Annotated in this window: 26 protein-coding genes and 1 riboswitch; of the genes, 15 read left to right on the top strand and 11 right to left on the bottom strand. The window is 45.9% G+C overall.

Annotated elements, in window-relative coordinates:
* Positions 1-256 precede the first annotated feature (256 nt).
* The 5 genes from ACUALS_RS16260 to ACUALS_RS16240 all read right to left on the bottom strand — a co-directional run bounded on the left by ACUALS_RS16260 (position 257) and on the right by ACUALS_RS16240 (position 4,387).
* A complete protein-coding gene (locus ACUALS_RS16260; RefSeq protein WP_454449851.1) occupies positions 257-2,347 on the bottom strand; it encodes a VIT and vWA domain-containing protein in 2,091 nt (696 codons plus the stop codon).
* A gap of 120 nt (positions 2,348-2,467) precedes the next feature.
* The gene (locus ACUALS_RS16255; protein ID WP_454449850.1) at positions 2,468-3,232 is read right to left on the bottom strand and encodes a helix-turn-helix domain-containing protein; all 765 of its coding nucleotides are present in this window, start codon (positions 3,230-3,232) and stop codon (positions 2,468-2,470) included.
* Between the two features lie 210 nt (positions 3,233-3,442).
* The gene (locus tag ACUALS_RS16250; protein WP_039473593.1) at positions 3,443-3,685 is read right to left on the bottom strand and encodes a hypothetical protein; all 243 of its coding nucleotides are present in this window, start codon (positions 3,683-3,685) and stop codon (positions 3,443-3,445) included.
* Positions 3,686-3,726: 41 nt separating this feature from the next.
* On the bottom strand, positions 3,727-3,942 hold the full coding sequence (locus ACUALS_RS16245) for a DUF3820 family protein (protein ID WP_038136282.1): 216 nt from the start codon (positions 3,940-3,942) through the stop codon (positions 3,727-3,729).
* Positions 3,943-4,033: 91 nt separating this feature from the next.
* Positions 4,034-4,387, bottom strand: a complete 354-nt coding sequence (locus ACUALS_RS16240; RefSeq protein WP_005474660.1) for a helix-turn-helix domain-containing protein — start codon at positions 4,385-4,387, stop codon at positions 4,034-4,036.
* Between the two features lie 324 nt (positions 4,388-4,711).
* Positions 4,712-4,800, top strand: a riboswitch (cyclic di-GMP riboswitch).
* A 63-nt stretch (positions 4,801-4,863) separates the two neighbouring features.
* On the opposite strand from ACUALS_RS16240, the gene gbpA reads away from it, so the two are divergent.
* Positions 4,864-6,327, top strand: coding sequence for an N-acetylglucosamine-binding protein GbpA (gene gbpA / locus ACUALS_RS16235; RefSeq protein ID WP_454450037.1), 1,464 nt, complete (start codon positions 4,864-4,866; stop codon positions 6,325-6,327).
* 30 nt (positions 6,328-6,357) lie between these two features.
* On the opposite strand, the gene ACUALS_RS16230 is transcribed toward gbpA, so the two are convergent.
* Positions 6,358-6,837, bottom strand: coding sequence for a hypothetical protein (locus tag ACUALS_RS16230; protein ID WP_454449849.1), 480 nt, complete (start codon positions 6,835-6,837; stop codon positions 6,358-6,360).
* Positions 6,822-7,652 (bottom strand): winged helix-turn-helix domain-containing protein, encoded by an 831-nt coding sequence (locus ACUALS_RS16225; protein ID WP_454449848.1) that lies wholly within the window; start codon positions 7,650-7,652, stop codon positions 6,822-6,824. The genes ACUALS_RS16230 and ACUALS_RS16225 overlap by 16 nt, the downstream gene beginning before the upstream one ends.
* A gap of 344 nt (positions 7,653-7,996) precedes the next feature.
* On the opposite strand from ACUALS_RS16225, the gene ACUALS_RS16220 reads away from it, so the two are divergent.
* Both ACUALS_RS16220 and ACUALS_RS16215 read left to right on the top strand, forming a co-directional pair.
* The gene (locus ACUALS_RS16220) at positions 7,997-8,587 is read left to right on the top strand and encodes a porin family protein (RefSeq protein ID WP_454449847.1); all 591 of its coding nucleotides are present in this window, start codon (positions 7,997-7,999) and stop codon (positions 8,585-8,587) included.
* A 349-nt stretch (positions 8,588-8,936) separates the two neighbouring features.
* Complete coding sequence (locus ACUALS_RS16215) at positions 8,937-9,542, top strand: porin family protein (protein WP_322414059.1); 606 nt, start codon at positions 8,937-8,939, stop codon at positions 9,540-9,542.
* Positions 9,543-9,596: 54 nt separating this feature from the next.
* Here ACUALS_RS16215 and ACUALS_RS16210 read toward each other — a convergent pair whose 3' ends face one another.
* Positions 9,597-10,754: a D-alanyl-D-alanine carboxypeptidase family protein gene (locus ACUALS_RS16210; protein ID WP_454449846.1), complete on the bottom strand. Its 1,158-nt coding sequence runs from the start codon at positions 10,752-10,754 to the stop codon at positions 9,597-9,599.
* Between the two features lie 197 nt (positions 10,755-10,951).
* Positions 10,952-11,308 carry a hypothetical protein gene (locus tag ACUALS_RS16205; protein ID WP_038136275.1) on the bottom strand — a complete coding sequence of 119 codons (357 nt, stop codon included), beginning with the start codon at positions 11,306-11,308 and terminating at the stop codon, positions 10,952-10,954.
* Positions 11,309-11,776: 468 nt separating this feature from the next.
* Between ACUALS_RS16205 and ACUALS_RS16200 the strand changes: the two genes are divergently transcribed.
* Complete coding sequence (locus tag ACUALS_RS16200) at positions 11,777-12,940, top strand: threonine/serine exporter family protein (RefSeq protein WP_005470145.1); 1,164 nt, start codon at positions 11,777-11,779, stop codon at positions 12,938-12,940.
* A gap of 299 nt (positions 12,941-13,239) precedes the next feature.
* On the top strand, positions 13,240-14,454 hold the full coding sequence (locus tag ACUALS_RS16195) for an EAL and HDOD domain-containing protein (RefSeq protein ID WP_322414057.1): 1,215 nt from the start codon (positions 13,240-13,242) through the stop codon (positions 14,452-14,454).
* 31 nt (positions 14,455-14,485) lie between these two features.
* Here the strand turns inward: ACUALS_RS16195 and ACUALS_RS16190 are convergent, their stop codons facing one another.
* A complete protein-coding gene (locus ACUALS_RS16190) occupies positions 14,486-14,698 on the bottom strand; it encodes an alternative ribosome-rescue factor A (protein ID WP_038136270.1) in 213 nt (70 codons plus the stop codon).
* A 351-nt stretch (positions 14,699-15,049) separates the two neighbouring features.
* On the opposite strand from ACUALS_RS16190, the gene ACUALS_RS16185 reads away from it, so the two are divergent.
* The 3 genes from ACUALS_RS16185 (at position 15,050) to ACUALS_RS16175 (ending at position 16,399) form a co-directional block, all read left to right on the top strand.
* Entirely contained in the window at positions 15,050-15,259 is a 210-nt protein-coding gene (locus tag ACUALS_RS16185; RefSeq protein ID WP_005470115.1) for a cold-shock protein, read from the top strand.
* A 62-nt stretch (positions 15,260-15,321) separates the two neighbouring features.
* Complete coding sequence (locus ACUALS_RS16180; RefSeq protein WP_005470198.1) at positions 15,322-15,861, top strand: YaeQ family protein; 540 nt, start codon at positions 15,322-15,324, stop codon at positions 15,859-15,861.
* Positions 15,854-16,399: a hypothetical protein gene (locus ACUALS_RS16175; RefSeq protein ID WP_005470121.1), complete on the top strand. Its 546-nt coding sequence runs from the start codon at positions 15,854-15,856 to the stop codon at positions 16,397-16,399. The genes ACUALS_RS16180 and ACUALS_RS16175 overlap by 8 nt, the downstream gene beginning before the upstream one ends.
* 48 nt (positions 16,400-16,447) lie before the next feature.
* Here the strand turns inward: ACUALS_RS16175 and hmpA are convergent, their stop codons facing one another.
* Complete coding sequence (gene hmpA, locus ACUALS_RS16170; protein ID WP_454449845.1) at positions 16,448-17,620, bottom strand: NO-inducible flavohemoprotein; 1,173 nt, start codon at positions 17,618-17,620, stop codon at positions 16,448-16,450.
* 239 nt (positions 17,621-17,859) lie between these two features.
* Between hmpA and norR the strand changes: the two genes are divergently transcribed.
* The 7 genes from norR (at position 17,860) to ACUALS_RS16135 (ending at position 25,784) form a co-directional block, all read left to right on the top strand.
* Positions 17,860-19,449 carry a nitric oxide reductase transcriptional regulator NorR gene (norR, locus tag ACUALS_RS16165; RefSeq protein WP_454449844.1) on the top strand — a complete coding sequence of 530 codons (1,590 nt, stop codon included), beginning with the start codon at positions 17,860-17,862 and terminating at the stop codon, positions 19,447-19,449.
* 111 nt (positions 19,450-19,560) lie between these two features.
* Positions 19,561-19,920: a glutaredoxin family protein gene (locus tag ACUALS_RS16160; protein ID WP_005470036.1), complete on the top strand. Its 360-nt coding sequence runs from the start codon at positions 19,561-19,563 to the stop codon at positions 19,918-19,920.
* Between the two features lie 27 nt (positions 19,921-19,947).
* Positions 19,948-20,559, top strand: coding sequence for an HAD family hydrolase (locus tag ACUALS_RS16155; protein WP_454449843.1), 612 nt, complete (start codon positions 19,948-19,950; stop codon positions 20,557-20,559).
* Positions 20,560-20,707: 148 nt separating this feature from the next.
* Positions 20,708-21,328, top strand: coding sequence for an NAD(P)H-dependent oxidoreductase (locus tag ACUALS_RS16150; RefSeq protein WP_005470226.1), 621 nt, complete (start codon positions 20,708-20,710; stop codon positions 21,326-21,328).
* Positions 21,325-23,241, top strand: a complete 1,917-nt coding sequence (locus ACUALS_RS16145; RefSeq protein ID WP_005469945.1) for a monovalent cation:proton antiporter-2 (CPA2) family protein — start codon at positions 21,325-21,327, stop codon at positions 23,239-23,241. The genes ACUALS_RS16150 and ACUALS_RS16145 overlap by 4 nt, the downstream gene beginning before the upstream one ends.
* 83 nt (positions 23,242-23,324) lie before the next feature.
* Positions 23,325-24,671, top strand: coding sequence for an MATE family efflux transporter (locus ACUALS_RS16140; protein WP_043886549.1), 1,347 nt, complete (start codon positions 23,325-23,327; stop codon positions 24,669-24,671).
* 189 nt (positions 24,672-24,860) lie between these two features.
* Positions 24,861-25,784, top strand: a complete 924-nt coding sequence (locus ACUALS_RS16135) for a DMT family transporter (protein WP_454449842.1) — start codon at positions 24,861-24,863, stop codon at positions 25,782-25,784.
* The last annotated feature ends 44 nt before the right edge of the window (positions 25,785-25,828 follow it).

The following is a 25,828-nucleotide window of genomic DNA, read 5'->3' as shown; positions in this document are numbered from 1 at the left end:
GACATTTGTTCTCATTCAGTGAGTTACGCAATAAATCGCATTAAATCCATGCGTAAATCCGCCCATTTCTACAGCGATATGTAACAAGTTACGTCAATAATCAGTGAAAGATTGGCTTCAGTAGATGCATCAGGGACAAGAGGCTCAAACTACTCACAATCCTAAGAGTCGCGAACTTATTGCGTAGCCTCACAACAAAAAACTGTAAGCAAGAGGCTGCAATTACGCAGCCTCTATCCGGTTTGAACTGTATTTATTAGCGCGGCTTTTTAGCGATCACCCCTCGGCCGGCCACCAACAATATCATGCTCAGCAATACAGCGAGGTTCATACTGCCACCACCGCCGCCACTGCCACCGCCGGAGTAACTTGGTGTCGGTTGATTAAATGTCGGCTGATTCTTGTCAGCGCGGGTTGGTTTCACTGGATTGTTCTTTTTAACCTCGCGAGCACTTTGTTCTTTCAGTACTCTCGCTTGGTTTTTGCGCTCCATACCTAGTTGCTGGAACATCTCTTCTTCTACCACAAGCAGTGATGTGTAATCTGTTAGCAGTCCATATTCCAAGGCAATATCTTCAATCGCCTGCTCTTTGTCGCGATCTTTTTGCTCCAAATAGTCCATCTGCTCCTGTAGGTCACGAATCGCTGAAAGCGCCCACATTCTTTCAAGTTCAGGATGTTCAGTTGCAGTTTCCGGCAGCATCACTTTAGTACGGTACTCGCGCGATTCCCCACCAATATCCATAGTCAACTTGATGTCCGCTTCCCCGCCTTGGAAGTAGTGACCAAACACCGTCAATTGTTCACCACGGTATAGACTGCTGATCTGCTCCGGCGTCAAGTCTTTAATTTTTACGCCATCGATATCAAGCTGGATGTTTCGGTATGCTTGATGTGTCAGTTTGCTGGTCATGCTCATCAGGTGACCGATAATATCGTCCGCGTTAGATACGGAGGTCGCAACACCGTTCGACAACTTAGTCATTGGCGCGAGGAGCGGCGTGTTAGCGCTGTTCCCCATGATGAAAGTAAACAGTCGCACATCGTGTTTTTCCATCAATTCAAAGAAACGGCGTTTTTCGGTTACCCCCACGTTTGCGACACCATCGGTCACTAGGACAATGCCAGTAGGACGATCATCATCGAGTTTACGAATCGCAGCAGCCATTCCTTCGTAAAGGTTGGTACCATTACTCGGCTCTACCTGCTCGACAGCTTGCAGCGCTTTGCTGATATTGGACTGATTGACCGCCACAAATCCACCCGTTAAGTCATAGGTCTTACTGTCGAACATCACAACGCGGAATCTGTCTTCTGAAGGCAACTTACCCAAGCCTTGGCGCACGCCTTCCACTAGCGTCGAGTACTTGCCAGACATGGAACCTGACTTATCCAGCACGAACACCCAGTCGCGTCCTTGTGTTACGCGAGTCAGATCATCACCGGGAGTAAAAGTCAGTTTGACCGTGCCGCGCTTAGAAGACTCTGGGTCACGGTACGCCACCATATCCACTCGCCCCGGCAAGCCATCTTGCAATCGCCAGTAGAAAACAACGTCCTGATCGAGCCTCATTGAAGCCTGAGCGGTTTGCATAGACTCACCCTCTTGCACAGCATCGGCGACGTGGTTACTAATGTTTGCCTTCCACGTGGTATGCTCGCCATCCGCTTGCTGAGAGATCACTGCCGCAGGGTGCGCTGGCAGCCTGACATCATCCACCGGATAAGCGGAGCGTAATGTCACGTTGAATGAAAAATCTTGCTCAACTTTGTCGTTTCGGGTCCAAAAGCTGTTTTTAGCGACATCCACTCCGCCCTCTTCTAGTGGGTAAACATAACGTCCGATACCATGGTCCAACAAGGCATCTTGCATATAGACGAGTTTTACCTTCACGCTCTGTTGCGGCTGCACTGGATACACTCGAATATCAAAGGTTTTGTATTCGTCTTTTTCAGTCAGTGCTGTGGCGTTGCCTTGCGCTTTTTGGTCGTCGTAAATCTTACGGGCTTTTTCTTTAGGGACCGCCTCGGCAATGACTGGTGAGCCATTGATCCAATAAATAAACTCACCCACAACGGCGTTTTGCGGAACAGGGAATGAGTACAAAGCTTCCAGTTCAGAGTCATTGGGATTGAAGAAGGTTTGTTCTATAGACGTGGTTGCGTATCCATCCTGAATTGCGACATCAACATGATGGGATTCGATCTGAAGATCTTTATATTGGCTGCCAATGGGCTTGAGTAATCCAGCAGCTAGCGCTTTTGATGAAAACGTAGCGATAAGTACAGCGATAAACAAAACGCTCCAGATGGCGGTTTGTGAAATCATTTTCAGTCGGTTCAACATTGTTGCCTCCGTTATCTTCTGTCATCAGAGAGTCTTTCTCTGGCTGTTCAGTAGGTTGCACGAAGGAGAGGCAGCAACAAAGCTCAGCGAGCAAAGTAGCAAATAGTATTACCGCAGGTGTTATCCGATACGACTTTTCTCCGCGTCGTCTTTTATTTCGAACTCATCAAATAAGGGGAAGCTCCAGCGACGCATGGCAATCACCATAGAGGTGCCATGTCGCTGCTCCATAGCCAACTCGTTGTCGCTATTGCACGATTCATAAAACTCTTTCACTAATCGTTGAATCCGCTGTTGGAGCTTGTGATTGGTAGGTAACGACATCAACCCTGTCGCCATCACCAGTTTTTCGTCATTTTTGGAAAAGTGGGTGTGGAAGAAGGTGTTTACGACCTGCTGCTGGAAGAACTGCTGAATAGGCCCCCCTGCAATCCACGAAAACGAGGAAGAGATTTTGAGTTTGATGCGATTACCCGGCATCAACTCAATCACTTTGAGGCGATCAAGGTGCGCCAGTTTTTGAATCAACTGAGGCTCACTGAGGTTGTATTGAGTTAGGATTTGTTCAAAGCGATAACCATTGGTGATACAAACGGCGACCAGCAGTAGCGCCTTATCCACCACTAACTGTTTTTCCTGCTCCCAAGTCAATGAAGAAAGGTTTTGACCCTCTTCTTCGGCAAGTTTAAACAGCGCTGTCATTTCCAGGTCAATCAAGCCACACACCGCAGACAAACGCTCAAGGCTCATGCTGCCACCGTTAGAGAATAGGCGCTTCACCGAACCTTCACTCAAATCCAGCGCTTTGGCGACATCTTGGTAATTCACACCGTGCGATTTTAATTGCTTTTTCAGTGCCTGAATCACCTGTTCACACTCTGACATCCACCTCTCCTTGATTAATCAACGGGCTCACAACCAACCTCTTGTGAATGTTGGCCATATGACAGCTCACGGAGGTATTTTTCGCAGGTTTGATGTGATATTTCAACCGCTAATTTGGCGGAAAAAAGAGTCAGCCTTAACGGTCTGACTCTTTTTAATAGGAGTGTTCTTGGGGAGTGTAACGATGCTAAAGCAAATTACACGCGTTGATTAGTTTAAGTGATGCCCACTGTTTTTTGCGAGTTTTTGCATTGCTTCAGCGAACGTTGTTGTTTTGCCTTTCGCTTTAACTTGCACAACCCTATACCCCATTTTTTCCAACGCGTGGCGCTCTGCTAACACAGCTTTATCATCTTGTTGGCTACCTTGTGCTGGCTGGTGGATATAACAACCCTCAAGTTGGCCATCCTCAACCAGTTGGTGATGCCTCAATGCATCGATGTCAAAATTCATAGTCAATATTGTCGTTCTAAGTGGAGAGTTTTTTTGGTAGGTTACATGCGCTTTAAAGGCTTAACAACGGTATCTAAGCCTTCTATTTTTAGCGCTAGGCATAGCTTAAGGAGGTCACCAAGCTCCCCTTCAGGGAAACCTTTTTTATCAAACCAAAGCAAATACTCTTCAGGCAAATCAATCAAGACACGCCCAGCGTATTTCCCAAATGGCATTTGCACTCTGGCTAATTTGAGCAAATTTTCTTTTTCGAGCATGACAAACAGTCTGGTTCATTTAAGTTGGCCAAGCATAGCATGTTCATCTGCCACTCTCTAATGTGTGACGTGATAAAGCCTATTTCACAGGCTAGGCATCATGCACTGTGTGCGCGTATTCCACGACAACCTGATTACCTTCGATGTAGGCATTTTGTATTTCACCATCCACGGTCATTCTGCTTTTCAAGTAAACCACTCTCGGGCCTGCTTCGCGGTGCTCTTTAAGCGATGGGAAAGTATGTTTGGGCTCTAGATGCAGATGACGACAAAAATGGCTGACAAAAGACATCGTCATCGGACGCTCACCACGAAGAACTTGTGAGAACGTCAACTGATTCATACCCAGTTTTTTGGCAAATTCCATTTGGGTTAAGCGCATTTTCGATTTCTGTGACATCCACGTTTGGTAAAGCGCTTCTCGGTCTTGTTCGGTGAATTCCATTGTTGTTCCCTGTATTGGTAGCATCAATAAATTGTCGGCACTTTTATCCAAGTGGATGTCAGGTCAGCGTTAACGGAGCTTAAAGGTTTGGTTGATATTGAAGAAAATAGGCATGGATTTGCGACGAATAAAAGCGGGAAAAATCATTCACAAATCAAATATAAATGAGAAATAAAGCATTGATTATCAATATTTTATTCAGCTTATCATTGAAAAATAATCAAGTTAATTCATGTCAGAAATTTCAAATCGAGATTGCCCTTCCACAAACGTAATCGGATCGTCGCTTTTAAACAAAACTATCACTACATTTCGCGTGCTCAACTGCACTTCTGGCAAACTATCTGAAAAGTTAGGACGCAAAGTCTCCGGTCTGTCGACTTACTCAAGTCTATGATAGCGGGACCGCCACCCAAGTCGGGTGCCATCATGCCAGGGTGTCATCTTTTTATTCAGCGAATGTATAAGGATAGATGATGAATCAACTCCCTCAAAAAACGCTCATTGCTTTAAGTCTAGTCACTGTCAGTGGAACGGCCATTGGCCACGGCTATGTTTCGGCATATGAAAACGGCGTAGCTGCAAGCCGCGCTGCACTATGTAAATTCCCAACCAGCGACACCAACGAAAAGAATGCGCAATGCGGTGCCATTCAATATGAACCACAAAGTGTCGAAGGGCCTGACGGCTTCCCAGAAGCGGGCCCCCGTGATGGCAAAATTGCGAGCGCAGAAACCTCTCTCGCCGCCGCATTAGATGAACAAACCGCCAGCCGCTGGGTGAAGCGCCCTATTCAATCCGGTCAACAATTCTTTGAGTGGACGTTTACCGCCAACCATGTAACAAAAGACTGGAAATACTACATCACCAAGGCAGATTGGAATCCAAATCAGCCGCTTGCTCGTCAATCATTTGATTTACAGCCTTTCTGTGTTGTCGATGGCAATATGGTGCAACCACCAAAACGTGTCAGCCACCTATGTGATGTCCCAACACGTGAGGGTTACCACGTAATTCTTGCGGTGTGGGATGTTGGTGATACGGCGGCCTCTTTTTACAACGTTATTGATGTGAAATTTGATGGGGATTTGCCTGTTGATCCTGATTGGCGCCAAGGTGGACAGATCAATCCAACCATGGATCTGAACGTCGGAGATACCGTTTTTACACGCGTATTTGACCAAAGTGGCGAAAACATCAGTTACCGAACGCAGATCGTCATTAATAGTGAAGAGCAAGGCAAAGCGAATCAGTGGTCTTTTGCCCTCGCAGACAAAATCAACCAAGAGCAAAACCTCATCCGCTCTGGTGAACGCAAAGAAGATGGCGCTTTTGCCCCTGTGTATGGTTCGAACCCGATTTACCTAAAAGCGGGCTCTTCACTTGAGCGTGTTGAAATAGGCTATGACATTGTAACGCCTGAACCAGAGCTCGATTTGAGTGTTGAAGGCTTGCAAGATAAGTACACTGTGACCGAAGACGCCACCGTACTTAACCTTGAACTCTTGGCGACAGGTGATCTAAACGCTGAACTGACGGTGTACAACCATCACAAGGAGTCATTGGCTTCATACTCGGGCAAGTTAGAAGACGGGGCGGCTCAGTCAATAGAACTAGCGTTATCGAAATCAGAGCCTGGACATCACATGCTTGTTGTTGTGACCAAAGATGACAAAGGCACACTGGTAGGACAAGAGACTTTGGACTTCCATTTGGTAGAAGAGCAAACACCACCGCCATCAGGAGACTATGACTATGTTTTCCCTAACGGTATGGAAAGCTACACGGCGGGAACCAAAGTACTTGCGAATGATGGCAACATCTATCAATGCAAAGCGTTCCCGTACTCAGGATACTGCGTGCAGTGGTCGCCATCAGCCAACCACTATGAACCGGGAGTTGGTTCACATTGGGAGTCGGCTTGGGACAAACTGAAATAACCATGTTACAAGGGGCGACGTCGCCCCTTTTTAGATCTGATGGCACGCGATATTGAGGTCTTCGCTTCCGCTTTTACCATAGAAGAACAGTTTCTTACCTTCGATATAGAAATGTAAGTCAGATTCGAAACTCGCTAGACTGTTTTTATCTCGAACAAATGTCGGTGACTGCTCTGGTTTTAGATTCCAGTCCACCCCCGTAAACCTCTGCTCCATTCTTTGCCCCGTCACTTTGTTGTTGGCCATTAAAACAACCTCATAAGGTTCAACTAGCCCAGACTTATGATGCAAAGCCCCTGATTGGTAATAGAGCACGCTATTGTTGGTTGGGAAATACATGGTGGTGAGTTCATCTACCTTCGCATACTGCTTGTATGCTTCAGAGCTGAAGCCTGCTTTGGTTTCCGAGCAATGCCAACGCGTACCACTAAAATCAACATCACTCAAAGAGTAGTAATAAAGACCAAAACCCGTTAAAACACCAAATAAAAGAGTTAATGCAACTCGCATCTAACCTCCTTGTTATCCAAAGAGCCTGCGATGTTTCTCGCCAGTTGATGCTTATCGACACGGAAGAAGTGCAACATGTGATTACGCTTGCCTGTGGCTTGCTGTAGCCAAACCGTCAATGTGACTTCGTCTGGCTCATAGAGAGAAGGGTATAGCCTTATATAAACATCAGCACCACATATAGTAGTTACCAAGGCTGCTAGTTGTTGCTTTAACTCAAACACACCGATAAATCCATCTGTCATATCATGGAGGTAGTAGTTTGTGTCACCATTTGAGAAATGCTCATAGTTATGTTTTTTAATGTAAGAAGGCTTGGTGACCAAAGGTTTAGAGTAAAAGAGTAACAGCAAAGTCACCAGCGTCGTCAGCATAAACACAGCCCCTAAAATGTAAGGTTGTATCACCTTTTGCTTCCAAAATGGCAATGATGAGGCCTTTGGTTTTATATCTGTAGTCTCTTCTATGTTTAGAGAATCTTCTACGCGTTCATCCAAGCATTGAATATCGATAGCATCAGTTTGTAAGTAGTAACCTACTTTGCTAATCGTCGTAATCTCAGTCCCTTTCGCTTTAAGAGACAATAAATTCCTACGCAGGCCACAAATAACATTCGTCAAAGCCTGATCGGTGACAATCGTACCTTCCCAACACTGGGCAAAAAGTTCTTCCCGTGAGACGGGTTCTTTGGCTTGCAGTAACAGCAGCAGGACCTCATAAGGTAGAGGTCGTAATACTATTTTATTACCATTTTGATTGCGTAACGTCCTTGTTGCACATTCTAAAGTTAAGTTCGAAAACTGAATCGCTTGCATTACTTCATTCAATTTGTTTAGAGGGCAACTTATCTAGCTCAGAAAACATGAGCTGAAAAGTAGAGATAGCCTACGAAGAGGTACTCCGGTCCAAATTTTGAGAAAGCGACAGTCTACCGATAAGTTTTTATAAATCAACAATCCACAGAAATGGTTATTTAAAAATAAACCTTTACTTAACAGTAAAATAGCGAACACAGCCAATCAAAACCAAGAAATTTCTCACTATTGAGACAAGATATAAATGTCGATTTCGTGTGCTTTCAGTTTAGTTACCGAGATCACAAATTTGTAAAGTGCGCGGCCAAATTCATTCGTTCACTGACTAAATGAGAAATTACAAAATGGGAAAAGCTCTCTTACTTACCGCCTTGTTTTCTGGCTTTGCTTCAGCACATGGTTTTGATGGGTTTTACTTAGGTGCTGGTCTTGGTAGTACGGACTTTGATGACGGAGGCGTCTTCAACGATGATGAGCTCCCCCTCTCCACTGATACAAAGGGAAGTACAGTCAAGTTAATCGCAGGCTATCAGATCAACCGCGTTCTAGGTGTAGAAGCTCAATACACTAGATACGGTGAAACAAGCGTTCAAATAGCCGAGCAAAAAGCAGCCGATATCAAACATCGTTCCTTTACTATTAGCGCAAGCCTTGGTCATTCATTCGACAATGGCGTACGCCCATTCGCGACACTGGGTATAGGCTTTATTGAATACACACTTAAGAACAGAATCTACCCTCAAGAATCAAGAGATGAATCTGGTACCACTGTTCGGTTAGGTGCTGGTCTAGAATATACACCTTATGTAGTTAAGGGCTTTACGATACGAGCAAGCTATGAAGCTGACTACTTTGTACTAGAGGATAAATGGGCCAACCGCGATTACGACCAATCTGTTGGCTCTTGGTATTTAGGCACAACTTATAAGTTTTAACTTAAGTCGATGCGAGTAGTATTGACTACTCGCTTTAATCACTCTTAGTCAAAGCTTTACTTTCCATGACAACCACCACTATCTCTCTGTTGAAAAAAGACCTTCCATCCAAACCTCAAAAACAAAGAGCCCCAACAACTTTTTATAAATTTCGTGTCAACAGAAACAGTTACCAACAATTTAAACTCTTAACTATCAAAAGCTTAATCACAACCATAGTGCAATCCACTCACAACTGAATAAAACATAAATGTGTTTTTTATTTGGTTTCGGTTTAGTTACTTGAATGAAAACTGAATAAGGTTTGCAGCTCAATTTTTCCGTTCGAATATTAATGAGAAAACACAACATGAAAAAAGTTCTGCTGCTTACTGCACTAGTTTCAAGCTTTGCTTCAGCACAAGATTTCGATGGCTTTTACCTTGGTGCAGGTCTTGGTAGCACAAATTTTGAAGACGGCGGCCTAGTGAGCGATGCAAACTACGCGTTAGGTAGCCAAGGTCACCTGTCTACCGACTCAAGTGGTACTTCAGTTAAGCTAATCGCTGGTTACCAAATTAACCGTATCGTTGGTATCGAAGCACAATACACAAACTACGGTGATACTGATGTTAAGCTATCTGGCTCTAAACTGGGCAAACTTGAGCACAGCAGCTTCACTGTAGCCGCTAACCTAGGTTACACATTTGACAACGGTCTACGTCCTTTCGGTACTATTGGCCTAGGTTCAATTAACTACAAAGAGACTGGCGCAGGCGCAGCACAAGGTTGGGATTTTGACGACAATGGCGGTGCAGTACGTTCAGGTTTGGGTATTGAATACGCTCCAGCGTCATTTAACGGCTTCGCTATTCGCGCAGGTTACGAAGCGGATTTCTACGTAATGGATGTTGGCCTTGAAGACTACAGCCAGTTTGTAGGTTCGTTCTACATTGGTTCAACTTACAAATTCTAATTAAGAATCAGCGAGTCTATTGACTCGCTGATTACAACGTCAGGGCTATCTCAGCTAAAAGAAGCTTGAGATAGTTCGCTTTATCCAGTCCATCAAACGTTTGAACAGGCTTCCTTGCTCAACATCTTCTAAGGCCACTAAGTCCGCTCGCGCAACTTCTTGCCCTTCGACGTTATAAATCACATAACCTACTTTGTCTCCTTGTGAGATAGGAGCAGTAAGCTCACCGTTAGTTTCGATTTCCGCGGATAACTTTGCCGCATCGGCTTTGTTAAGCGTCAAGTAGCTGTCCTGACTCACTCCCACGTTAAGTGAGTCTTTGTCTCCCATCCACACTTTCACCTCACTTAATGATTCCCCCGCCTTTGCAGGAGAAACAGTATCAAAGAATCGGAACCCATAGCTAAGTAGCTGCTTACTTTCCGACTCTCGGCTTTTCGTACTGTTTGACCCCATAACAACGCTGATTAATCGCATATTACCGCTCGTTGCAGAGGTCGCTAAGCTATAACCTGCGCCGCTGGTGTATCCGGTTTTCATTCCGTCAACGTTCAAACTGCGGTCTCGGAGCAAACCGTTTCGGTTGTATTGGGTAATGCCGTTATAAGTGAAGGCACGCTCACTGTAGAGGGGGTAAATCGATGGCAAATCTCGGATGATTGCTTGGCTTAGCTTAGCGATGTCATGCGGCGTGGAATACAGTGCATCACTGTCGAGGCCATGAGGGTTTGAAAACGAAGTATTGGCAAGCCCTAGCTTGGTCGCCCAGCTATTCATCAGGCTGACAAAAGCCCCTTCGCTGCCAGCGACATGCTCTGCGATGGCGACACTTGCATCGTTCCCCGATTGAACAATCAACCCACGATACAAATCGTGCAACGAGACTTCAGTTCCGACTTCAATAAACATCTTTGACGAATCAGGAAAGTTTTTCGCCCAAGCGCGTTGGCTGATCGTGACTTGGTCTTCTAATGAAATATTGCCATTTCGAATCTCTTGCCCTGCAACATAAGCCGTCATCAACTTGGTGAGACTTGCAGGGTTAAGCTGAGCATCCGCATTTTTTTCAACCAGTACAGCGCCAGTGTGATAGTCCAATAAGATATAACCCTTCGCGCCGATCACAGGAGGATCAGGGATGATGGTGGGAGCAGCTACAACGCTAAAAGAAAACAAAGAGACGAGTGTGGAAGTGAAAAACGTTTTTCTCATAGTGACGCTCTATAGTCCAAATGAAATTAGGGAACGGTTTGAGTATAAACAACGTGGTCATGCACGCAGCAGCTTTGTAATCAATCGTTACCTTTAATCGCGATTTATCGAAATTATTGCGAAATCGAACCCAATTTTGGGCACAAAAAAGCCAGCGACCTAAGCTCTGGCTTTCAATTCTACTTACAACAAACTGATTAAGCGGCTTTTGCTTTCAAGCTCTTGTTCACTGCGCGGTCTTTCACTTTGAACCACAAGTAAGTCGCCACAATTGAGAAGAACAAGTACGACAGCGAGAACACAAACGGAGACGTTACTAGCCCTTGGCTAAAGCCCCATACTACACCACCAACCGTGATTGATATTTTGGCTAGGAAGCCACAGATCAGTAATACAAGTGCTAACTGAGGAAAACGGCTGCTTCTGAATGCGAACCAGTAGCACGCGCCAACAGCAAGAGTTGCAATGTATAGGCCTAATAGAAACGAATGAAGGTGTTCAGCAGATGCGACACCAGCAGTCACGGAAATGATAAACAGGATAAACAACTTCATACGACACCTCGCTTTTAAACTAGAAAAAGCTTCCTTTCATTTTTGCAAACTCATTTTGCGTATATTTTCGCCCATCTAAGAAAAAGATCAAGGGGCCAAATTGTATCTTTTTTGTACAAACCAAGCTCGACGCTCAAATGTAAAATCATTGTTAATGCTATATTTTGTAACAGTCTCGGCAGATTCTGACTTTGCGGCTTTTGAGAAGATTGTGACTTTTAGATGTTACAGTTAGATAACATTTGAAACATTTTAAAACTTTTGTTTTTTGTGACAAACAACCCTCTATAGTTGGAGGGAAAATCCGCCAGATGACACAATGAAACCTAAGATTTCAAATTCACCCCTTCCTTTACTGATTGTTCTATTTATTTAGTGTGAGCTTAGCCACTGTTCGCGCGCCTTTGACTCGTTTAGCAAACAGAGCTCTGGTACCTTTGCGTCACATATTTTTACGTACTACATACCATGCCTTCAGAGTACAGAATCCGTAAAATCGTCGAGATAGGCGATACTCTCCACCGTTGTGGATGTGCGCCCTACAAACTGGAAAAATACACACAGTTTTACGCACGAAAACATGGTGTCGATGTGATGATTCAAGCGACCCCGACTACCGTCAACTATCAGTTCCCTGATGACAATAATGCCGTCATCATGAAGCGACACCAGCCTGCATCCATCAACTTAAGTTTGTTGGCGAACACCATCATTCGCATTAACCAACCGAGCCAAGAGCCGGTTCCAGAGCCGGTTGGTTATCCTAAATGGGTTATTGCACTCGCGAATATGGGGATCCCACCGGCCTATCTCATGTTGGTGGGCTCAACCATGGACGCGATATATCTTTCTGTGTTCTTGGGGTTTATGGTGTGGTCAGCACAACAAGTGTGCAAAGCTAGGCGCTCGATCGCCGTTGAGTTCATTGCTGCCTTATTGACGGGCATATTGGTTGCATTCTTCGCCAGTACCGGCGCTGAAATCCCTGTTTGGGCACTCTGCATCGCTGCGATCGTCCTGTTTGTTCCGGGACTTTCCATCGCCAACTCTTTGGAGTGTCTTGCATTCAATGACTTAGTGTCGGGGACCAGTTTGCTCGGTCAAAGTGCATTAACCTTGATAAAACTGTTTGTTGGCATTGTTATGGGGTTGAATATTGGCGAATCTATTTGGGGACAAGCAGAGCCGCTGAGTTACATCAATGAAGTGCCTACCGCATTGCATATTTTTGGCCTGTTCCTTATCTCAATTTCATTGGGCATTATCTTTAACGCCAGACCAAAGGACATTCTACTCGGCCTACCTGTTGCGATGCTGGGGATGTGGGGACCGTTTTACTTAGGCTTTGAAAGTGGTTGGGTCGTTGGCACTTGGGTGACTACGGTATTGATTACGCTTTATGGTACTTGGGTAGCTAAAAAACTCGATCTCACCGGATCGATATACATCGTTCAAGGTATCATCATTTTAGTACCGGGAAGCCGTGTATTGGTTAGCGCGAGCCAGTCGGTGTTTGAGCAATCCATTCTTCCGATCCCAAGTATTGGTCTCTCCGCCCTATTTATGTTTTCAGCCATCGTCGCAGGACAAATCACCGCGTACTCCATCTACTCCCCGAAAATAGAGCGTTAAAGGCGCTAGACTTTACAGCCAAGCCTCGCAGTAATCGATCATAATGATCGTTATTGCGAGACTAGCTAATACGGCAACGCTCTATATTCACTCCTCGCTCTCTACCAACTATCTAGGCCCCAACCTCGGAAGGTTGTTGGTAAACTGAACAAGGCATACTAAGAAAAACTGTTACCAAATGTTAATTTTCGAGTGAAAATATCATTTGAACAGATGATAATAATTATAAATATCAATAAAAATTATAAATCATCAGTTGAAATTGCCAATTTAATAATGCCAAAGGTAACAGAATCACAATGGATAAGTCATTTGTCGCAAGACAGCCAATTTTAGATAGAGAGGAAAAATTAATTGGCTACGAACTCCTTTTCAGAGAGGGACTCAACAACGCATTTCCAGACATTGACCCAGTGCGAGCCACGTCAAAAGTGCTCTCAAATGTGTACTTCAAAAGTGATAGCTACGAACATGTCATTCAGGACAAGGTAGGTTACGTCAACTTCCCCTACCAAAGCCTAGTCACACTTGTGCCTGCTCTGCTTCCAAAAGAGAAAATCGTGATCGAAGTGCTCGAAGACTGTAAACCGACCGATGAACTGCTGGTGGCAATCAAACACTTGAAAAGCCTTGGCTATACCATCGCTTTGGATGATTTTGTCCCAACCCCTGAATGGAAGCGTTTCCTTCGTTTTATCGACATCATCAAGTTTGATATCAGTGTCATACCACTCAACAAAGCGGCAAATCTCATTAAAAAACTTGGCGAACGAATTTCCTTTGTCGCTGAACGAGTCGAAACTCGGGAGCAGTTTTTGCAGTGCAAAGAGTTGGGATTTCACTACTTTCAAGGCTACTACTTTGCCAAACCTGAAATTATTGAGCAGAAGGCGATCTCAGCTTCCCAGTTGTCAGTGATCAAACTGTGCCAAGAAGTGGCGAAGGAAGAAATTCAAATCAAGCGATTGGAAGCCTTATTCGCGACGGATGTGGCGCTGTCTTATAAGTTGTTTCGCTATGTGAATTCATCAAACCTCAGCGCTCCAATACGCTCATTCAGACAAGCCTTAGCCTATCTTGGTGAAAACAAAATCAGGTTGTTTGTCTCCCTCGTTGCCCTATCGTCAGACAGTGAGTCAGGGCCAAAGCCGATCTATCATATGGCTATCCAGAGAGCCTATTTCTGCTCTCTCATTGCAAAAGAGCTCAATTTGGCTCGTTCGGATGCTTATATAGTGGGATTGTTTTCGCTGTTAGATTCAATATTCAAAGTGAGTTACGACACGATTTTTCAATCCGTCAAAGTCAGCGATCTTGTTACTGAAGCGATTCTCGAACATAAAGGCGTACTCGGAACGGTTTTGCGACTGGTTGAATCCTACGAAAAAGCGGATTGGGACTCGATTACCTCGCTAAACGAAGAACTCCAACTCTGCCCCCACGTCTCATCACGTTGCTTCACTAGCTCCTTAAAATGGGACCAACCTAGTGACAAAGCTAGCTTAGCGGCCTAACTATGTAAAAAGCCCTATTCGAAAGACGCTGTTAAGCAGCTTTTGAATAGGGCTCTTTGCCTCTGTGTTTCATTTTGCGGCTGAAACTGCCTTTGCCTTTTTTCGCTTTTTCCACTCTCACTTTAAACAATTCACTGGTAACAACCGCTTTCAAAGCGTTATCTTTGATCTCGCCGCGTCCCACTTCTAATTCGTGTTGCAACGAGCACTCTTTCCTCATCTTCTGAGGTTTATTTTTGGCCATATCTAGCTCCTTTGATTTTGGATTTTCATTGGTCACTAAAGAGAATTTACTCAGCAACCAAAGCAGACGAATGTTACACCAATAATAATCAAAACTGTATAAATTTAAATCTTTTACCTAGCGCAAACTTTGAATGAAAAAGCTTGTGACAACTGAGATTTGCCCCGAAATCTTATTGACTTAGTTGCACTTCAGCCTACACTGGATTTCAGCTAGAAAACGGTTCTTGTTTACCCCGCCGTTTCGTTGGATTTATGACTGTCCGCCGTAACGTCGTGCTCAATAGCAATCTCCTTTTCCACGCTATCGGTGCCGTCATGGCTTTTGCAAGATTTATCAAGGATATACACTATGTCTAACACTGTAACTGGTACAGTTAAATGGTTTAACGAAACAAAGGGTTTTGGTTTTATTAAGCAAGAAAATGGTCCAGACGTTTTCGCTCACTTCTCAGCAATCACAGGTGACGGTTTCCGCACTCTTGCTGAAGGTCAAAAAGTTGAGTTCGTAATTACTCAAGGTCAAAAAGGCCCTCAAGCAGAAAACATCAAAGCGGTTTAATCACAACCACTTACAGCATACAATAGCCAGCACTATCGCTGGCTATTTTTTTAAGTATTACTATGGCACTCAAACCCACTATCTATAAATTCCGTCTTTCGCTCTCTGACACGAATAGAGATGTGTACGATTCAGCGCAACTGACGATCGCGCAACACCCATCTGAAACCATCCCTAGAATGATGGCTCGTGTCCTTGCCTTTTGTGCCAAGTACCAACCGGACTTGGTCTTTACCAAAGGCTTGTCCACCATTGAAGAGCCGGACCTATGGGTAAAATCACTTGATGATCAGATTCAGTACTGGGTTGAAATTGGCGAGCCTTCATTAGATCGAATCAAAAAAGCGACGCGATTATCACCTCGTGTGGATGTGTTTAGCTTCAATAGCAAATCTGATGTCTGGTGGGAACAAACCAAAAACAAAGCGCATCAATACAACGCGAGCTTTTACCGCTTTAACTGGGATGCAATCGAAGCGTTATCAGAAGTTGTCGAGCGAGGCATGGATATCTCGGTGATGATTACCGGCGATAGTCTGTTTGTCGACGTCCCTCAAGGCTCTTTTGAAGTACAGTTAGAGACCCTCTACAGCAATGAGTGAGCTTGAGAAGTCGCTGCAAGAGATTAACGCTGACGTCCTGTTAAAAACACCGCAGCAAGAACGGCAGTGGCAGCTGTTTTGTGAACAGCATGAACGCTTATTTGTGCAAGTGAGCAAGAAAAAGCCCGATGTTGATTTTACTCATCACCTGTTGGGTATTTTGACCAAAGCGCATATCGAGGCTCAAGCAACCATCGAAAATCACAAGCAGGCGATTCAAGCGATGCAGCAAACCATGTCTAGCCATTTAGGGGATGAGGAAGCCAAAAAGTTTAACAACCAAAGCTTGCTGCAACTCGAGTTTGTCACCCACATGTGGATATACCTGCAGGGTTACTTAAAGATGGACTTTAGTCTGGCCAATGATCATGCCGAGCAAACAGCGCTCACTATCACAGCGGTTACGCCCAGAGATAGCCAAGACCTGCGCACAGAGTTTCTCGAAAGCTTTTATTTGGGCGATCAACACTCGCCACTCGTTCAAAAACGACATTGGTTCTGGTCGTTGATTACTAAGCTGTTTAGTCCAAAACCATAAATTAAGGCCTTCAATTGAAGGCCTTTTGCAATAAAATGTGCACCCCATTTACAGGTAAGTGTGTGGGCCAAACACCTCGTAATGAATGCGATCGCGTGATACGCCAAGTGATGCAAGCTGCTTAACAATGCTCTCCATAAACAGCACCGGACCACAAATATAAAAGTCCGCCTCCTCCATAGGCAATACTTCACTCACAAGGCAAAGATCCATTTGGCCAGAGAAATCCGCTTCTGCGTTTAGATACCACGCAAACTGCTTCCACCCTTGCTGCTCAATTAATTGTGCCGTTTCTTGCTTGAACGTGTGCTGCTCCGGCCCATTACACGCGTACAAGTAGCTCACATCTTGCTTACCCGCATCCGCGAGACTATGAAGCATAGACTGCATTGGCGTCGCCCCAACACCCGCAGAAATTAACACTACAGGCACGTTCTTTTCTTGATAGTAAAAGTCGCCTGCTGGCGCGTATAAGCGAACCTCATCACCCACTTTTACAGCATCATGCATGTGATTCGACACCAAGCCCCTATGCTCACCCACTTCGCGCTTAACAGAGATACGATAGTCTTTGCCATTCGGTTTGTGCGATAACGAATACTGCCTGATCTCAACATGTTCTGAACCTGCAGGCTTCACCTCAATACCTAAGTATTGCCCGGGTTGATAATCCAGTACTGCGCCACCATCAACGGGAGCAAGGACGAAGCTGGTGACAAACTCAGACTCGCGGATTTTTTGCGTCACCTTGAATTCGCGCGCGTTTTCCCAACCTCCTTTGGCTTGGCTGCGCTGCTGATACAAGTCACCTTCACGATCAATAAAAATCTGCGCTAAAAACAAATAAGCCGCTGTCCAAGCTTCTTCCACTTCCGCCGTAAATGCATCTGGCGCAAGTTCACGTAGGGTCTCAATCAAATGGTGACCGACAATGTGGTAATGCTCTGCTTGAATATTGAAACTGGTATGTTTATGAGCAATGCGCTCTACCGCAGATGTCAGAGCAGCAAGGTTCTCAATGTTCTTTGCATACGCTGCTACCGCCTCAAATAATGCGACACTTTGGCGTCCTGTTTTTTGGTGCGTCATATTGAAAATGTCTTTGAGCTCAGGGTTATGCGCAAACATACGCTGATAAAAGTGGGCCGTAAGCGCTGGACCGGCACTTTCAAGTAATGGAATGGTGCTCTTTACAATGTCAATATGCTGGTTGTTAAGCATGAAGTTCTCCTCAATGGGGTTTTATTTATACGTTATATTTACAACTTTACTACCCAGCCTAGAGCACAAATGGTGCCAACTTCTTGTTTACCGATGGCGCTATGGTTCATGGCAATAAAACAAGAGAATCTAGGTCAAAATGACCTTTTGATTTCATGTCTATTTGACTCTACAATGCATTAATCACTCACGCTAAATGAGTGCAAAACAACCTATTTAAAACAAGTACTTGGATCATTATGCAAGATATTTCTGTTTCCACGTTGATCGATATGACCATCAGCCTTGCTGCCGGTGACAATGACCACGATAGATTCAACAAATTACTCGATGCCATTCGTAAAGCGATTCAATGTGATTGCGTCGCGCTACTCTCACTACAAGGTGATACTCTCGTTCCTTTAGCCATTCAGGGGCTGACTCGAGACACACTAGGACGTCGATTTAAAGTAGACGAGCACCCAAGGTTTAAAAAAATCTGTGAGTCCAAAAGTGCCATCCGTTTCGACGCCGACTGCGAACTTCCTGATCCTTTTGACAACCTACTACTGGATTATGAAGGCGACCTGCCAATGCATGCCTGCATGGGACTGCCGCTGGTTTACGCGGAGACGCTCATTGGTATTCTCACCCTAGATAGCCTGACACCGAATGTGTTTGACCAGATTCCTACTCGTAGTTTAGACGCTCTCTCTGCCCTTGCTGCATCAAGCCTTAAGGTCGCACTCACCGTTAGCCAATTAGAGCAGCAAGCGAAGCAGACTCAACAACGTTTTGAAGAACTCAATGAGGAGGCATGGGAACGAGATGGCGGAGAGATCATTGGAACCAGTGATTCAATGCAATTGCTCAAGTCGGATATTGAGGTGGTGGCTCCATCAAATTTCAACATACTGATTCACGGTGAAACCGGCGTAGGCAAAGAATTGGTCGCCCGCAGCCTTCATCACTTGTCGGCACGAAAAAAACAGCCCTTGGTCTATGTAAACTGTGCTGCGATTCCAGAAAATTTGGTCGAAAGTGAGCTGTTTGGTCATGTAAAAGGGGCGTTTACTGGGGCCGATAAATCCCGTTTGGGCAAATTTGCTCTGGCTAACGGCGGCACGCTCTTTCTCGATGAAATTGGTGAACTTCCGCTTGCCGCGCAAAGCAAAATATTACGAGCACTGCAAAACAACGAAATTCAGCCCGTTGGTCAAGACAAGGTTGAAACCATTGACGTGCGAGTACTTGCCGCCACTAACCGTGACCTCAAAAAGGAAGTCGCTGACGGCCGCTTTCGCTCTGACCTTTACCATAGATTGAGCGTTTACCCGATTCAGGTTCCGCCTCTTCGCGAACGCGACGGGGATATAATTCTGCTAGCAGGGTACTTCTTAGAACAAGCGAGACGTAAACTTGGCATTGTACAAATCAAGTTGGGTAAAGAAGCTCGACTGGCTCTGGCCAAGTATAATTGGCCAGGAAACGTTCGAGAGCTCGAACACGTTATTAATCGTGCGGCGCTTAAAGCACGGGCAAGAGTGCGAAGTGGCCACCTTATCACGGTGACTCTTGAAGATATTGGCGATCTGCATTCCGTATCAGGGTTAACCGCCCAAGCGTCCTCGGCTCCAGCCACATTGACTCATGATATTGACTGGTCGAAAGGGCTTCGTGAAACGACGGAATCCTATCAACGAACCATCATCATGGCCGCCCTCACCGAAGCCAATTTCAACTGGGCTCAAGCAGCGCGGGAACTTAAAACCGACCGAGCTAACCTGACTCGCTTAGCGAAACGCTTAGGCATAAATGTCACCAAAAAACACCAAATAGAACTCAACTAAGCCAGTATCCTCTTGATTACAACTTGGTTACAATAGGCCGCATAAGGATGGGACGGGCTACCTAACCCATCCACTATTAAGTCAACCTCCAGCTACACTAAAGGGAATAGTATGAAATTTATTCGTTGGTTTTTGGGCCGCGTTATTTTGTTGCTCAACTTTGTTTTCTCCCCAAGAGGAGTCAAACGTTCACCAGATGCGCAAAAAGAGGCCGATACCAAAGCGCAATCCATGGCCCTGTATCAATTTGAAGCGTGTCCATTTTGTGTGAAAGTTCGTCGTGCAATGAAGCGTCAGTCAGTGAATATTGAGCTCAGAGATGCTAAAAATGATCCCACCCATCGCGCTGATCTTGAAGCGGGTGGCGGCCGTATTAAAGTGCCATGTCTTCGCATTGAAAAAGATGGTCAGGTAGAGTGGATGTACGAATCTTCAGACATCGTCACTTATCTGGAGAAAGAGTTCGCCTAATACCCATTTAAACATAAGGTACAGTCTATGCCCGCAATTCAACTTGATACTACCTCCCTCAAAGCAATTGTATTCGACCTAGACAATACCTTAGTCAGTTCAAACATGGACTTTAAATGGTTAAGAGAGCAAATCGGCTGCCCTTTGGACAGTGATTTGCTCTCATTTGTCGACACGCTCAACTGCCCTGTTGAAACCGAGCAGGCTAACGCAATGATTCTCCAACACGAACTCGACGATGCTCAGCACTCAACGCCGATGCCGGGTTGCATGAAACTGCTCGACTTCATCAACGCCAATCAACTGCAAACCGCCATCATCACTCGCAACTGCGAACAAGCTGCCAAACAAAAAGTCGTTCACAATCAACTGGATATTTCGCGCATAATCAGTCGCGAGCACTATCCGCCAAAACCCGCCCCAGACTCCTTACTCGCTCTTGCCAAAGAATGGTCACTCCGAGCGCATCAAATTCTCTATGTCGGCGACTACCTATATGATTTACAAGCGGCTTATAACGCCAATATGCCTTCATGCTTGGTGACTCATGGACAAAGAGCGCAATTTGCAGACCACGCCTCGTTAGTGGTTGAGTACCTCGACGACATCATTGACGCCATCAGCCGCGGCAGTCGTTAGCACGAGGCTCCCTCAGACAAACTCATACATGGATTGTCCACGAATTTTTGAAACTGTTTCTGTCATTTAGTAAAGGTTACAAATGGTTAAAACGGTATCTCTGTGCAACAATAACCTCATTATATAAAACCGTGAGTCTTTGTTTGCTATGCCAACCAACAACGTCCTTGTTCTCTATGCTCATCCGTCACCGAGACGTTCAGAAGTGAATCAACCTTTGTTCCGCGCGGCAAAGGCGATCGAAGGTGTCACCGCGGTCGATCTCTATTACGAGTACCCAACTTACAACATCAATATAGACCTCGAGCAACAGCGGTTGCGCGATCACGACATCATCATTTTCCAATTTCCGCTTTATTGGTATTCCACGCCGTCCATCTTGAAGGAGTGGCAAGATCTTGTGCTGGAGTACGGTTTCGCGTACGGCAGCGAAGGTAATGCCCTTCACGGCAAGAAGTTTTTCTGCGCCCTCACCGCTGGCGGCAAAGAAGACGCTTATCAAAGTGATGGCTATAACCATTTTACGATTCGCAAACTGCTCTACCCGCTTGAGCAAATGGCATCACTCACGGGGATGAGATACCTCGCGCCTTTCGCCCTGTTTGGCGCAAGAACAGCAAAAGAAGAAGGGCGAATTAAACAGCACGTTGAAGAGTGGAAAACGCTCCTTCAAGCGCTTGTGGATGGGCGCTTAAATTTCAAACAGGCAGCAAAAGCAGAAAAACTGACTCATTGTTTAGCGAGTATCAAAACTGAGGACAAGGCATGACAGGTTACTTTCTCCAAGCATTTATCTACCTTGTCGCAGCCGTTATTGCTGTCCCCATTGCAAAGCGACTCGGCCTTGGTTCGGTACTCGGCTATTTAATTGCCGGGGTAGTCATTGGCCCAATAATCGGTTTGGTTGGAGAAGAAACCACCACCATTCAACACTTTGCCGAATTTGGCGTTGTCATGATGCTATTTCTGGTCGGTTTAGAGCTAGAGCCGAAAATGCTCTGGTCAATGCGAAATCGACTTCTGGGCCTTGGCGGTCTGCAAGTTGTCGGTACTGCGGCTCTGATCATGGCGATAGCTCACTACTTTAATCAACCGTGGACAATTGCCTTAGCCATCGGCCTTATTTTTGCGCTTTCATCAACTGCGATTGTACTGCAAACCTTTAACGAAAAAGGGCTTAGTAAGACAGAAGGCGGCCAAAATGCCTTTTCGGTTTTGCTATTTCAAGACATCGCTGTTATCCCAATGCTGGCGTTTATCCCCTTGCTTGCTTTGCCCGAATTGGTCGAGAAAGCACAGTCTGGCGCTGCAGCGGCGGCGGCACACCATGAGGAACTGAGCTTAGTCGCCGGATTACCTGGCTGGGCCTACGCGATCGTGATTGTGGTCTCGATAGCAGGCTTAGTGGTTGGTGGGCACTACTTGAGCCGCCCACTGTTCCGATTTGTCGCCAGTTCTGGCCTACGTGAGATCTTCACTGCCACGGCGTTGATGTTGGTCGTCGGCATCGCTGCGTTGATGAGTTTGGTTGGGCTATCTCCTGCATTAGGCGCGTTTTTGGCTGGTGTCGTATTGGCAAACAGTGAGTTTCGCCATGAACTGGAGTCAAACATCGACCCATTTAAAGGATTATTGCTCGGTCTATTTTTTATCACCGTCGGGGCGGGGATCAACTTTGCCATCCTGTTCAACCAGTTCTTCGTTATCGTTGGTCTAACGCTTGGGGTCATGCTGCTCAAAGCGCTGATTCTTTTCGTATTAGCCTTTGCTTTTCGTATCAAGAGCAGTAATCGATGGTTGTTTACACTTAGCCTTGCCCAAGCTGGTGAATTTGGTTTCGTATTGCTGAGCTTTACAGTACAAAATCACGTTATTCCTGTTGAGCTTGCGCAAACACTCTCTCTCGTCGTCGCCCTGTCGATGTTTTTAACACCAGGCTTATTCATCTTCTTTGATAAAGTCATTCTTCCTCGCTACCAGCATCAGTCCAATGATCAGGTCGCTGATACGATAGAAGAACATGGCAGCGTGATCATTGCAGGAATTGGTCGCTTCGGTCAGATTGTGAATCGACTGCTTGTGTCTAATGGAATTAAAACCGTGGTTCTTGACCATCAGGCTGACCAGATTGATGTCGTTCGCCAAATCAATACTGAAGCCTATTTCGGCGACGCCACCCGACCGGATATGCTTCACACGGCGGGGATTGAAGAAGCAGAAATGTTGGTCATCGCTATCGATAATCGCGAAAGCAGCGTTGAACTCACTAAGTACGTCAAACATACCTACCCGCATGTCAAAGTCCTTGCACGTGCCTTTGACCGGGGTCATGGCTACCTTCTTCGCCAAGCGGGCGCGGATGTGATCGAACTAGAAACCTACCACTCAGCATTAGAACTGGGCGCGCATGCGATGCGTGGCCTCGGGCACCATCCATTCTTTGTAGAGCAGCAAAAAGCGGCTTACCAGCGGGTCGAAAATCGCAAGTCAGACAGTTTGTATCAAGCTTGGGAAGAAGATTCGAGCGGAGAGCGGTTTGACAATAATTACCGTAAACTGTTTATGCATCTTGAAGAGCAGATCAAACTTGAGATGACGCGAGATCGATCCGACAAGCATGCAGCAGACGAACGAGGCTGGACACCACCGCCAAAAGGGTACGCAGACGATCTTGACGACTAACCCGCAAGAACAGTTTTCCAAGTGCCGAGGTCATGCCTCGGCTTTGCTTTCTAAAGAACCGCCTTCACTAAAATAGAGAGATTATGGCTTCAAACACGCTCAATACATCGCCTTCTTTGGCACGACAACTTTTTAATATGACTTGGCCAATGCTATTTGGTGTCTTGTCGCTTATGAGCTTCCAACTGATTGACAGTGCTTTTATTGGTCAGTTGGGCGTTCTACCGCTGGCCGCACAAGGTTTTACGTTGCCAATACAGATGATCATTATTGGCATCCAAGTCGGTTTAGGTATCGCGACAACGGCAGTCATTTCCAGAGCACTGGGCGCAAAACAAGAACGTTATGCGCAGCAGCTAGGAGGCTTGATCATTGTGATGGGCAGTGTCGGCGTCGCCCTCATCTCGCTGTTCATTTATCTGCTGCGTGGCCCTATCTTGGCGCTACTTAGCGCGCCTGAATCGGTACTCCCGATCATTGATAGCTACTGGATAGTTTGGCTTGTTAGTGCGTGGACAGGCGCCCTTTTATACTTCTTTTACAGTATATGTCGTGCAAATGGTAACACCATGCTACCAGGCACCATGATGATGGTGACGAGTTTACTCAACCTCGCATTGGACCCGATTTTCATTTTTACCTTTGATCTGGGTATCAATGGCGCTGCTATTGCAACGATCTTGGCATTTGGTATCGGGATTCTTGTCGTTGCACCCAAAGTTAGCCGAAAAAAATGGCTTTGTTACCAATGGGCAGACCTTGATGTCAGCCAAAGTGTTCGTTCAATTGCCAACATCATGGGACCTGCCATGATTAGCCAACTGCTGCCTCCTTTATCTTCCATGTTAGCCACGAAACTGCTTGCCAGTTTTGGCACGGCGGCTGTCGCTGCTTGGGCGCTCGGATCTCGATATGAGTTTTTCGCCATCGTATCCGTGTTGGCTCTAACCATGTCGATGCCTCCAATGATAGGGCGACTGCTTGGCGCCAATAAGTTAGATGACATTCGCCAGTTGGTGAGCATCGCCTGTCGTTATGTCCTAGGATTTCAGCTGCTTATTGCCTTGATTACTTGGCTAGGCGCTGAGCCACTTTCAACGCTGATGACCAGCGAAACCAACGTGAGCGATATTCTCCATTATCACCTGCTGATCGTCCCATTTAGCTTGGGCGCCTTAGGTATCTGTATGTTGATGGTGTCTGTCGCAAACGCACTTGGAAAATCCTACACGGCGTTGACGATTTCAGCGCTGCGGTTGTTTGCGTTCTTCTTGCCATGTCTTTGGGTTGGTGCTCAAATAGCCGGGATTGAAGGACTATTTTGGGGCTCATTAGTGGGTAATTTCCTTGCAGGTGGCTGCGCATGGTGGATGTATCAAAGAGCCCTGGTTCAATTGGAACAGCAGTCGGCGGATAAAGAGGTTGCATAGCACTTACTATCACGTTAGGCTAAAAAATCATCAAACAGGATTATGATTATGCACTGCACGTTTACCTACCTATGGCTCCTTCTGCTTAATGCCCGTAGCTGGTAGGTAATTGTGTGCCTGGCTACGAGAGAACGTAGCCAGTCGCCCACTCTCTCGTCGCCTTATCTTCACTTTCAAGGATACGAGACTATGACCGAAGACTCTCAACCCATACCCTCAACCGCAGCATCTGCAACACAGATCGGCATCTTGCTGGCTCTAGCAGGGTGTATTCTCTTTTCACTGAAACCCGTTTTAATAAAAATTGCCTATCAAGCCGGCGGCGATGCAACCTCGATAATGGCGCTGCGCGCGTTTAGCTCTCTGCCTCTCTATATCGCGATGTTTTTTTACCTTTGTCGTCGCGCAGACAATCGAAACAAAGTCAGAGATCATGGGCTAAAAGCGGTGGTGATAGGCATCTTGGGTTACTACTGTGCCAGCTATCTTGATATTGCATCACTGGCTTTTATCTCGGCTCAACTTGAGCGTCTGCTGATATTTTTGTTCCCAACATTTGTGGTTCTGATTAGCTGGGCGCTCTACAAACAAGTTCCGACCAAGCAGGTCATGCTATCGGCGCTGATTGGTTACTTAGGCATCGCCTTTATTTTTATCCATGACTTTCAGCTACTTGGCAAATCCATTGTTAAAGGCAGCCTGTTGGCTATGGCCTCCGCACTGGTGTTTGCGTTCTATTTGGTTTGGAGTAAACCACTCATCTCCCATCTTGGTAGTGCGCTATTTACCAGCATAGGAATGGGCAGTGCTGGGTGCGCCATCTTACTTCATCTGCTCAGCAGTGGTGCACACATAACACAATGGAGCCAAGAGCTGATTGTTATTGGTGTGCTACTCGGTATTTTTTGTACCGTTCTGCCTTCTTATCTGATTGCCGCAGCGATGGCGCGGCTCTCCCCTACACAACTGAGTTTAACGAGCAACATAGGTCCAGCGATTACGGCCATCGCCGCCGTGTTTGTCCTTGGTGAGACCTTTACGCTCTGGCACGCGATTGGAATGACGCTAGTCGTTTTCTCTGTGGTCACGATGAATCGGCGTAAACCCCAGTAAAACAAGGGATTAACCCTCGATAAATTTGAACATCAACAACGAGA

It is taken from the genome of Vibrio sp. NH-7 (assembly GCF_053643215.1).
Note: the sequence above shows the minus strand (reverse complement) of the source record. Positions and strands in the feature narration are given on the sequence as shown.